This is a genomic window from Bosea sp. 29B, from assembly GCF_902506165.1.
Taxonomy (GTDB): domain Bacteria; phylum Pseudomonadota; class Alphaproteobacteria; order Rhizobiales; family Beijerinckiaceae; genus Allobosea.
This window is the reverse complement of record NZ_LR733817.1, coordinates 2,596,333-2,607,320: the sequence shown is the minus strand read 5'-3', so window position 1 is coordinate 2,607,320 and position 10,988 is coordinate 2,596,333. Positions and strand designations below refer to the sequence as shown.

Here is a 10,988-nt window from a genome sequence, read left to right as displayed (position 1 = left end):
CGCCATGGCCCTGCCCGATCTCATGGACCTGGTGATGCACGACCCGCGGCGGCTGACCAGCCTGCGCGCCGTCGCCGGCGAGCCGGGCGAGGCCATGCCCGGCATCGAGAACCTCTGGCGCAAGCCCGTCTTCAGCCTGACCGCCGGCGGCCAGCCGACCAAGGACGGCAAGGCCTCGCTGGAGGACCTGATCGACCGCTATCGCAGCATCGCGCTCACCGATGGCGGCAGCGGCCCGCAGCCGATCGACGTGCCCTTCACCTCGCTGGTGGTGCTGACCGCCGAGGCATTGCCCGGCGCGCAGGAGCTCGGCCGTTTTCTCGCGGACCGGATTGAGCAGCGCTATCGCGACGTGATCGACCCCGATATCGGCGTCACCGTCCATGTCGAGCAGAGCCTGCATGCGACCGCACCGGTCGCGGTCTATCTCGGTCATGGCGTCTACGCCCCGCCGGCAGACAACCGGCTGCCGCATGGCGAGGTGGTGATCCGGCAGGATGCGCAGACCGCGATCGGCCAGCCGATCATCGGCGTCAACACGCCGGGCGGGCTCTATTCCGGCCAGGCGCGCTTTTCCTTCTCGCGCAGCGAGATGCTGACACCGGCGGTGCATCCCGATCTGCCGGGCGGCACGATCTTCTTCCTCGGCCGCTATCCGGTCGACGCCTCCGCCCGCGATGCCGGCGGCCTGCCATTGCTCACCGCCCTGCCGCAGACGCCGGAGGCGCGCGCCCAGGCGATCCAGGTCGAGACGCTGGCTTTGCCCGGCGGCAATGTCGATGCCCGCTTCGAGATACTCGGCGTGCGCCCGCAGGTCGGACGGGTATCGCTCGGGCTCGTCGACGTCACGCTCGACCGCAGGCCCAGCCGCCTGCAGGCGCAGCCACCCAAGGGTCCGCATCTTGCCGTCACCGGCCTCGCCATCCCCGAGAATTTCGGCGGCCGGCGCATGGCGCGCTATTGGGTCGAGCGCAGCTATGGCGGGCGTTTGATGTCCTCGGCGATGCTGGCCCAGCGCGACAGCATCGTCGTGCAGGGCCGCGACGCCCGCCGCTACGACCGGCGCGAATTGCGCTACAGCCGGGTCGGCGGCGAATTCCGCGCCGAGAGCATGAGCTTCGACGGCCGCCGCCGTTCGCTGCTGATGCTGGAGGATGGCGAGTTCGGCTATATCGGCCTGCCGCGCGAGCAGACCGCGATCGCCTTCGGCCCGGACCAGTCCTCGCGCGGCTACGGCACCTTCGATTGGCTCGGCGAAGCCGTGCGCATCCAGTTCGGCTCAGGCATCGTCGAGCGGCTCGACGATCTCTATGATCACAACCCAGTCGGCTTCATCGCGGCCGCGCAAGGCGGTGTCGCGGTGCAGTCGGCCGGCGACATCTGGCTCCTCGGCGGGCGCAAGCCGCAGGCGGCCGGAACCTGCACCATCCCGCCGAACGGCCCCTTCGTGCTCGGGCCGCTGGTGGTCGAGCTCCGGGAGGCGACGCCATGAGCCATCCGCTCTTCCGCGGCCTGAAGCGCAGCGTCACCGCCGTCACGGTCGGCGCCGTCACCATCGCCGGCTTCCTCTGGCTTTCGGGCGGGCTGATCGGCGAGCTCGCCGCCAGCCGCGCCTGGATCAAACAACCCGACTTCACCGAGACCAGCCGTTCGAACGAGGAGCTGTTCGAGCAGGGCGTCGCGACCGGGCTGATCTGGCTCGATGCCGCCGGCCCGGTCATCCGCTCGCAGCCTTGCGAAGCGCTCTACGACGCCTCGCTGACCGTGCCGACGCCGCAGGGCACCAAGGAGTTCTCGCGGACCCTGCTCGACCGGCTCTGCAACCTGCCAGCCGGCGCGCAGATCCGCTCGGAGATGCTGGCCTGGAACAACTCGTTCCTGATCGCCGGCGCCCGCGATGACCGCGCCCCCGACCGGCGCTGCGCCGACGGCACGCCGCTGACGCTGCCGGTGGTGCCGGCCGGCTGCCGCCCGGCGAGCTGGACCGCGCGCGTCGCCCAGACCACCGACCTCGCCGCGCCGCTCAACGTGATGCCGAATGCGGTGCCGCCGCCGCGCGACTTCGCCGACTTCGCCAAGCGCCGCGGCAACCAGCTCTCGGACTGGGCCCTGTTCGGCCCCTTGCGCGCGCCGGAGGACAGGCTCGTGCTCTCGACGCGGCTGCCCGCCGGCAATCGCCGCGTCACCGTCGACATGATCCTCGAGCCGGCGCGCATCGTCGTCGGCAATGAGCGGGTCAACCTCGACCCCAAGCGTGACGAGCAGACCGTGCGCCTCGCCGGCCTCGCCATCGCGGCCGAGCGCGTCTGTTCCGACAGCGACGAGTTCGCCAGCTGCACCGAAGAAGCGCAGCAGGGCCTGCCGCATGGCTGGCGCTTCACCATCACCGGCGCGCGCCGGCGCGATGTCGAGATCGGCTTCGAAGGCCAGCCGGTCCGGGCCGTGCCGCCCCGCGCCCGCGAGATCCTCGGCGGCTCCGGCATCCAGAGCGAGGATGGCAAGGTCAAGCTCTGGCGCTCCTCGCATATCGAGGCCGATTGCGAGCGGGCCAAGACCAAGCTGGTCTGCGAACTCGGCTGGCGCGGCGCGGTCACGCAGCGGCGCAGCGGCGCGGCGCGCGCACTCTACTTCTCCGACGGCACGCCGGCGCTCGACAACAGCGGCATCCCCTTGCCGATCGTCGACGAGCTCGGCCTGACCGCGATGATCGGCTATGGCGCCGGCGATGTCGGTTCGCTCTCGGCCGCGCTCGGCCGGGCCCGCACCCGCGAGAACCTGACGCTCACCATCGAGCCGCGCCTGCAGAAGCTGGTGCAGGAAGCGGTCTACGGCCATATGGGCGAGCGTCTCGGCCGCGGCAAGCGCCCGCGCAAGCCGGGTCCGCTGCCGGTCAACCTCACCCCCGAGCAGGAGCCGCCGGACCAGGGCGACGGCCGCGCCGTCGTGCTGCTGATGGATGCCGGCGACGAGCCGGGCTCGCTGCTCGCTTTGGCGAGCTGGCCCGATTTCGTGCCAGGCATGCACAGCTGGGACATCCAGGCGCTCTCGACCGGGCGCGACAGCGACTCGCCGCTCGCCGGACATGGCTGGCGCGCCGGCGACGTCCACACCATGCCGGGCTCGACCTTCAAGCTGGTGACGGGCCTCGCCAGCATCCTCGGCATCCGCGAGCAGCCTCGCTTCCCCGACATGATCCTCGGCCGCACCCCGCCGGGCAGCCAAGCGCAGATCTTCGGCATCGGCGGGGGCGGCGGCCTCAATGTCGATGGCGTCGGCATCGCCAACTATGGCGGTGCCGGCTTCAACTACGGCATCCTGTCTCCGGCACAGAGCGGCTGCCCCGATGCCGGCCGCGGTGCGCAGATCGGCTTCTGCGAGGCGTTGATCAAGTCGTCGAACCTGTGGTTCGCCGGCATGGCGCTGACCATGGACGGGCGCAAGGTCGGCGGAAAACCGACGACGGTGCCCGGCCGCACCGGCACGATCCTGGCGGAGCTGACCGAGCACCTCTACCCGATCACCCAGCCGGGAGCGCTCGCCCAGCCTGGCGTCGACCTGACCCGCGGCATCGTGCCGGGCGCACAGCGCCTGACCGGCGAGGCGCTCGACCTCGCGGTCGAGGACAAGCGCAACGCCCGCCGCATCGACCTCGCCACCAACTCCTACGGCCAGGGTGTGCGCGCGACGCCGATCGCGATGGCTTCGATCTACGGCTCGGTCGGCGCCCGCAAGGTGATCCGCCCGCGCGTGCTGAAGCCCGTCTCCGACGTCGCCGAGACGCCGCAGCCGAACGAGGGCAAGCCGGTCATCCCCGGCATGGACCCGCGCCAGGCCGAGCCCTTCCTCGACGGCGCCCAGCGCGGTCTCCACGGCGTCGTCAACTCGCCGGGCGGCACTGCGGCCGGCGTGATGGCCTCGCTGCCGCCGGATATCCGCAAGCGCATCTTCGGCAAGACCGGCACGGCCGATACCACCGACGGCATGAACTCGGCCTGGTTCACCGGCTGGATGGACAATGTCGCGGGCAGGAAACGCGTCGCCTTCAGCTGCCTGGTCTCGCATACGCGGGAAACCGGCGGACGCGCCTGTGGCCGGCTGATGGCCGGCCTGCTCGGCAAGGTCGCCGCGCTCGGAGACAAGAAGTGAACGAGACCACCGCGCTGCGCCAGCTGATGGGGCGCTGGCTGACCTTGCGGCCGTTCCGCCTGCCGCGCATCCGCATCGGCGGCGCCGGCGGGGCCGTGACCGGCCTCGTCCTGCTGGCGCTCTGCCTCGGCGTGCTCGGCTTCTGGTGGCACAACACCACCCATCTGATCGAGAGCGCCCGGCCCGTGGTCAGCCTGGAGCGGCTCGACCTTGCCCTCGCCCGCGGCGAGACCGTGACGATCGGCCGGCGCGAGCTCCTGCAGCCGCAGCGCTTCGACGCGGCCGAAACGCGCCATGTCACCTTCACCCGCCAGCCGGATGGCCGCGTCACCATCCGCAACGTCGCCAATAACCGCCGGCTCTGGCTCGACTATCTCAACGGCGCCGGCAGCTTCTCGGCGCGCTGGCGCTTCCAGCCCGGCGACCGCATCGCCGCCGGAGCCCTGTCGATCGCGGTCGACGAGGCCAGGCCTGGGCGGCTCGCGCTCTCCCTGACAGAAGCCGGCAAGCAGGGCGCTCGCAAGCTCACCATCGACCAGGCCGGCCCGCTCTCGACGCTCAGGCTCGACGGCAACACGCTACCGATCTGTCAGCCGCGCAAGGCCACCGACCGCGTGCGCGAGGTCGTCACCGGCATGATCGCCGCGGACGAACGCGGCGAGGACCGCATCGTCTCGATCGGCGGCCGCCTGACCTGCTCGGTCAGGGAGGAAGCGCATGTCGCGGCAACCGCTCTGCCCTTCAAGGCGCTCAGCATCATGGCCCGCGGCGGCAGCTATTTCCTGGCGCCGGGCGACGCCGTCGATGCGCCGCGCCCGCCGGTCGTGTTCGCGCGCGGCAACCAGCGCATCACCGACTTCACCGACATCGCCTGGGAGCTCGATCCCGAAGGGCCGTCGCGGCTGAGCCACATGATCATCGGCCGCACGCGCTATGCCGTCGACATCGGCGCCGAATCCAATGGCCGCCTGCCGCTGCGGCTGACGCCGCTGAGCAAGACCCACCGCTTCGCTCCCGACGAAGCCGAGGCGCTGCGCGCCAGCGCGACGACCGAGAGCGTCCGGCCCGTGGTGACGCCGCCGCGCCAGCCGATGTCGGCCGCCGAGATCGGCAACCCGCTTTCTTCGCTCAACGGCGCCGAGCGCGCCGTGCGGCTGGTGCTGACACTGGCCATCGCCGGCTTCGGCGTGCTCTCGGCCATGCATCACGCCACCTTGTTCCGGCGCAGCGCCATTCTGGTCAGGCTGGCCGGCGCGCTCGGTTCCACCGCCCTGATCGGCGCGACGACGATGCTGGCGCTGTCCCCGGAGCTGTCGCGGCTCGGCGGCGCCTCGATCTCCTATGAGTCGGCGCTGCACGCCACCATCCTCGGCTATGCGATCGCCTGCGTCGCGATCATGATCGGGCCGCGCTTCACCACGCCGTTCAGGCTGACCTGGCTCGGCCTCGTCATGCTCTGCTGCCTGGGCAGCCTGACCCTGCTCGCGCTCGGCGTCGATGCGGAGAAGACCGACTTCACCATCCATGCCGAGAAGAACAAGCTGCTGTTCTTCGACCTCGTGCCGGTCGTCGCGGTGATGATCGCCTGCCAGCCGCAACGGGCGATCGCGGCGCTGCCGCGCTCCTTCTTCATGGGCGTCGGCTTCAAGGACCAGTTGCTGCGTGCCGTGCCGGCGATCGTGATCCTGACCGGCTTCGTCGTCTGGGCCGTGATCGGCACCGAGACCGGCGTTGCCGGCTTCCAGCCGGTCGAGGTCGGCAAGATCGCGCTCGTCCTGGTGCTGGCGCACATCTTCCTCGGCTTCTCGCGGATCGATTACTTCTACAACCAGCGCCACTACGTCTCCTGGCTGAGCGTCAGCCTCGCGACCGTCTTCGTCTTCATCCTGTTCCAGACCGCGGTGCCGTTCCTGAAGAGCGACTATTCGCCGGTGCTGATCATGATGGCGACCACCGTGGTGCTCGCCTTCGCCTTCCTGCTGCCGAGCACGCTGAAGCGCCTGGTCGCGATCATGCGCGTCTTCTTGCGCCGGGCCGATGCGCCGCAGCGCAAGGTTCGTCGGCTCGGCTGGCCGCGTGGCGGCGTGCTGGCGCTCGTCCTCGTCACCCTGCTCGGCATCAACGCGGCGCTGATCTACATCTTCCCGCATCTCGTCAGCTATGGGATCTCCGGCCTCTGGACCCTGCCCAAGGACCGGCTCGCGGCGATCGAGGTGCTCGAGAAGGCACGCGCCGGCTCGCTGAACAAGCCGGCCGAGCGCCTGATCACTTGGTATGACCTCGACCACGCCAACAAGCGCACCGCCCAGGCGAACGCGCAGGAGCACGGCCCGGACGTGATCCATCGCGATCTCGGCTTCCAGCTGCTGCAGTCCAAGGTCGCTCTCGCCGAGATGCCGTGCACGCTGGCCAGGCTCGACCTCGGCCTCGACAAGACGCCGGTCGAGATCCGCCGCGCGCTCGACGAGCTGCCGCCCTCCCCGGTCTCGCTCTGCGCGATGATGCCGGGGGCGCGGACGACGCCGATCGCCGAGCGCAAGAGCGAGGTCGCGGACGATGCGGTGAGCCGCTTCACCGTCAGCGACCTGGTGCGCCTGCCGGTGGTGCAGAACGACTTCATCGCCACTTTCCTGGCGGTGCGCTTCGGCCTACCGGCCGTGCTGGCACTGCTCGCCGCCGAGGTGATCACCATCTTCGGCCTGCTTTGCCTCGCGGTCAGCCTGTTGCGCGAGCGCGCCATGGGCTCGGCCCAGGAAGGCGCCAACAAGGGCACGGCGATCATCCTCGTCGGCATCGCGACGATCTTCTCGCTGCACTGGAGCATTTCCTGGGGCAATGCGATCGGCCTCTTGCCGGTGATGGGCCAGCCGATGACCTTCATCGCCGCCGCGACCTCGCATCACATGCTGATGGCGCTGCCCTCGATCGCGATCGCCCTGATCGCCGGCCGGCTCGCGGCGATCCGCCAGCTCTCCCCGACCAGCGACCCGCCGCCCTGGGGCCTGTGGCGCGGGCTGACGCGCGGGGGGCTGTGAACGATCAGCCCACTGTCATTCTCGGCCGGAGCGAAGCGCAGAGCCGAGAATGACATGACGAGAAGGCGCTGACCGGCGCGTCATCCGGCCTGAGTGCTCGGGTCAAGCCCGAGCCTGACGGCTTGCAACCGGCTCAGCGCCGCTTGATCTCGACCGAGAGCGCCCTCGGCTCCTCGAACTGGATCACCGGGAAGGCGGCGATGCCGCCGCGGGTTGCCGTCGGATTGAAGACCAGGCGGGTCGGCGTCGATTTCGAGGCGACGACTGCAGGCCCGGTACCGCCCTGGAACTTGACCTTGGCGGACGCGACCGGATCGAGCGCCATTCCGCAGATGTCCTGGCCATCGATCAGGACATTCGGCGCCTCGCCGACATCGACCGAGGCTTCGCTGTAGCGAGGGCGCACCTCGTAGACCTGCGCCTCGCAGCTGCTGCCCGCTGGCGCCGACAACAGCACCAGCCGGGCAAGGCCGGAGCCGGACGCGACCGCAGCCCCGCTTTGGGGCGTAGCGCCCTGCTGTTCGAGGGACGGTGCGGGCTTGCCCTGCTGGGTTCCTGCCGATGGCTGCGTCGTCGTCGGGCCGGGGCCGGACAGGGTCAGCGTCGGCGGCGCCTGATAGGGATCCTCGGTCGCGGTGCCCCGGGTCAGGTACCAGCCCGCTCCCGCCGCACCGGCGACGAGCACCAGGCCCGCAGCCGCGATCAACGGGAGGCGTGACGAGGAAGAGGTCGATGCCGGCTTGTCACCCAGGACCTGGCGACGTGAGCGCGAGGCCTGGGGGCTCTTCAGCACGTCGGCGATCGAGGGTTCATCCCCGGCAGGACGCGGCTGGACGAGGGTATGCTCCGGCTGCGCTGCTGCCGTTTGCGCGGGCTGCTCGGCGCTCCTGGATTCGAACGGTCTCAGGGCCATCGAAGACGATCCCGGTGCTGCCGGCCGTTCCGGCGCGGACGCCACGGCCTGCGGTTCGAAAGCACCGCTGCGGAGGAAGAGGTCGATCGGCGCAGCGATGTCCGCGAGAGAAGAGACCACCACGATATGATGCGGCTGGCCACCGAGAATCTTGCCGAGGATCGCGACGGCGCGCTCGGCCTCCTCCCCACGCGGCACCAGCGCCAGCACCGGGGTGGCGCCATGCTCGGCATCGGCGAAGAGATGGCGGCAGCGGTCGATCTTGGTGGTGAGGTGATATTCCTGCTGGGTGACACGCGCCTCGCCCGCCGTATCGGCGACCGAGAGGTCGATCGCGCCGGTGCCCCAGATCACGAGCTTGGCCTCGGAGGCCTTGTGCGTCACCGCCTCGCCATGTGTGAGCGCGCAATGGGCGGCGAGCGTCGGCACCATCCAGCTCTTGCCCTGGTCGATCGAGCCAGAGGCGGCGAGACGATAGCTGCCGCCTTCGGGCAGGCCGAGTATCTGGCGCAAGGGTTCGCCGGGGCGCAACAGGTTGCTGTACTGCGTGCTCCAGGGCTCGCAAACCTCGGAACTCTCGGTCGCAAGCACGACGCGCGAGACCGGCACGCGGGCCGACCAGGCGAGCTTCTTCAGGATGATCGGCTGGTCGGTCGTCGGCACGACGACGAAGATGCCGGAGCGTCTGACGTTCTGATCTGCCGCCATCATCCTCTCTCGCAGGCCCTGCCGTTCCCTTGCGCCAGTAAAGCGCTGCTTGTGGCAGCGCTTCCGGCGTTACAGCAGATAAACGCCTGCGAGCGGGTTGGCGAGCATCAATCGCAGCAGATCGCGCTCGGCGTCCTGACGCGGCAGGTCGATGACGATGTGCTTGTCGACCGGCGCCGGCAGCGGCAGACGAACCACGCCCTCGATCGAGACGACCTCGATCATGGTCGGGGCGGGGTCGGTCTCCGACAGGCACTGGATGACCAGGGCCGGCGGCGCATCGTCCTCCTCGATCACGTCGAGCTCGAAGGAGCCGATGCGGCGGTGGGTCGCGCTGCTGTCATAGGCCGCGGCAGCGAGTTCGCTACGCGCCACCGCCTGGAAGGAAAGCAAGCGACGGTAGAGCCGTGCAGCCTCCGGGTCGGTGCGGATCGCACGCTCGGCGGCGAAGTTGACGGGCTCGCCACGGACGCGGCGGGCATGCGCCCAAAGATCGGCGCGGCTGATGCTCGTGGCGACGACCTCTTCCGGCTCGGTGCTCGCAAGCGCCGCCAGAACCAGCCTGGCCGTGGCGCGGCCGGCGCGGAGGTCGTCTTCGAGCGGACCCTGGTTGAGGAAGTCTGTCATGGCCGTTTCGATCGCCCTTGATAGCGCTGCGAGAAGACGTCGGTGAACCGCGCCTCGTCGCTGGCGGCCTGGGCGACCAGGTCCGTCGTTTCTCCGAAGCGCTTTTGTTGCCTGTTGATCCGGTGCAGGGCTGCTGCGACCGTTCTCAGTGCTCCCCCATGCCTTGCGAAGGTCAGCGCCAGTTTCGCATCGTCGATCCGGAAGCTCGCACGATCATGGCGCCAGCGCCGCAGAAGCTTCTGCCCCTCGGCCGTCGCTGCTTCACTTTCCGGCCCCTCGATCGCCTCGAGCGCAGTGCCGATCAGCAGCAATTCGTCGAGCCGCCTGCCCAGGACGGCGAGACTCGCGGCGATGCCGGCATAATCGAACGGCTCCGGGCTCTGGTCGACCTGGCCACGATTGGAACCGGCGATGCGGCGGCTGGCCTCGACCAGCCGATTCTCCCAGGGCGCGACAGCGCGCGAGCGCGCCAGCGTCAGCGGCTGCTCATGGGCGAGCGGCAGGATGGCGAGCGCCCGGCCGATCGCCTCGCGCTCCTCCTTGTTGAGGAATTTCGGCTCGGCCGGCAGGCGCATCAGCGCGGCGTAGACGCGCTCGCGCACGACGCCGTCCTCATCCTCCTCTTCCGGCTCGTCATCCTCGTCCGGTTCGTCGACCTCGAGCTCGCCGAGGATCGCCTGATGGTCGAGCCAGGCGATCAGCGCCTCCTCGGGATTCTCCGAAGGCTGGCGCGCCATCAGCGTCTCCATCGAGGCCGGTGCCATGAAGTCGCGGCGGCCGACGCTGGAACGCTCCTCGCGCATCAGGGCACTGAAACGCTCGGCGAAGCGGGCGAAGCTCCAGGTCTCGCCATGCAGCAAAGCGAAGCTCCAGAGCGCGATCAGATCGTCCGGATCGAATTCGCGCTGGCGCTCACGCCGGCCGGAGGCGTTGAGGAAGGCCTCGCGCTGGCGGATCAGATCGGCGAAGGCGAGCAGCGGCAGATGGCGCCGGCGCCAGGCCCGCATGAAACGGGCCGGCTCCTGCACCGCACGCTTCATGCCGTCCTCGTCGAAAGAGGACAGCGCGAAGACGGCGTCGAGCGCGGTGCGCAGCGCGACGAGCCCACCTTCCGAGCGCTCATCGGCTTCGGCGGCGAAGAGAAAGTCGGCGAGGCCGAGGGCGCGCCTGATCCGGCTCCAGGAGAAGGAGCGGGTCTTCGCTTCGCCCTTGTCGCCATAGGAGAGCACGATCTCGGCCGCGGAGGCTTCGATCGTCGCCCCGGCGAAGCTCGTTCGCACCGGCCCGTCCTGGCGCAGCGGCCGCAACAGGATGCCGCTCTCGTCGAGCATGCAGCCGATGGCGGCGTCACGGGCCGGCATGCGCGGATTTGCGGTCAGCGCTCCCAGCGAGAACAAGACCTGCAGCATGTCCCAGAGCGGCAGGTCGGCATTCTCCGAACCGCCGCCCGTGATCGCGAGAACGAACTTCTCGGTGTCCCGGGCGGAAAACCGCCGCGAAGACGCGATCGTGCTGATCTCCGCGACCCGTGCCGGGTCAATACCCCAATCCATGTGTCA

6 protein-coding genes are annotated in these 10,988 nt (G+C 69.9%); 3 read left to right on the top strand and 3 right to left on the bottom strand.

All coding sequences use genetic code 11. The features are described from left to right. The first annotated feature begins 4 nt into the window (after window positions 1-4). Genes GV161_RS12765 through GV161_RS12755 form a run of 3 tightly spaced genes read left to right on the top strand, consistent with a single transcriptional unit; the run spans window position 5 to window position 7,181 of the window. Window positions 5-1,492 carry a hypothetical protein gene (locus GV161_RS12765; protein WP_152015907.1) on the top strand — a complete coding sequence of 496 codons (1,488 nt, stop codon included), beginning with the start codon at window positions 5-7 and terminating at the stop codon, window positions 1,490-1,492. After that, window positions 1,489-4,146, top strand: a complete 2,658-nt coding sequence (locus GV161_RS12760) for a penicillin-binding transpeptidase domain-containing protein (RefSeq protein WP_152015908.1) — start codon at window positions 1,489-1,491, stop codon at window positions 4,144-4,146. The genes GV161_RS12765 and GV161_RS12760 overlap by 4 nt, the downstream gene beginning before the upstream one ends. After that, entirely contained in the window at window positions 4,143-7,181 is a 3,039-nt protein-coding gene (locus GV161_RS12755; protein ID WP_152015909.1) for a hypothetical protein, read from the top strand. The genes GV161_RS12760 and GV161_RS12755 overlap by 4 nt, the downstream gene beginning before the upstream one ends. Before the next feature lie 133 nt (window positions 7,182-7,314). Here the strand turns inward: GV161_RS12755 and GV161_RS12750 are convergent, their stop codons facing one another. From GV161_RS12750 to GV161_RS12740, 3 genes are all read right to left on the bottom strand, one after another. Next, the gene (locus tag GV161_RS12750) at window positions 7,315-8,802 is read right to left on the bottom strand and encodes a hypothetical protein (RefSeq protein ID WP_152015910.1); all 1,488 of its coding nucleotides are present in this window, start codon (window positions 8,800-8,802) and stop codon (window positions 7,315-7,317) included. Between the two features lie 69 nt (window positions 8,803-8,871). Then, window positions 8,872-9,429 (bottom strand): hypothetical protein, encoded by a 558-nt coding sequence (locus GV161_RS12745; RefSeq protein WP_152015911.1) that lies wholly within the window; start codon window positions 9,427-9,429, stop codon window positions 8,872-8,874. After that, complete coding sequence (locus GV161_RS12740; RefSeq protein ID WP_152015912.1) at window positions 9,426-10,982, bottom strand: hypothetical protein; 1,557 nt, start codon at window positions 10,980-10,982, stop codon at window positions 9,426-9,428. The genes GV161_RS12745 and GV161_RS12740 overlap by 4 nt, the downstream gene beginning before the upstream one ends. Window positions 10,983-10,988: the final 6 nt, after the last annotated feature.

Coding starts and splice junctions, on each gene's coding strand:
- GV161_RS12740 (WP_152015912.1), bottom strand. CDS start 10,982: ATGGATTGGGGTATTGACCCGGCACGGGTCGCGGAGATCAGCACGATC.
- GV161_RS12765 (WP_152015907.1), top strand. CDS start 5: ATGGCCCTGCCCGATCTCATGGACCTGGTGATGCACGACCCGCGGCGG.
- GV161_RS12745 (WP_152015911.1), bottom strand. CDS start 9,429: ATGACAGACTTCCTCAACCAGGGTCCGCTCGAAGACGACCTCCGCGCC.
- GV161_RS12760 (WP_152015908.1), top strand. CDS start 1,489: ATGAGCCATCCGCTCTTCCGCGGCCTGAAGCGCAGCGTCACCGCCGTC.
- GV161_RS12750 (WP_152015910.1), bottom strand. CDS start 8,802: ATGGCGGCAGATCAGAACGTCAGACGCTCCGGCATCTTCGTCGTCGTG.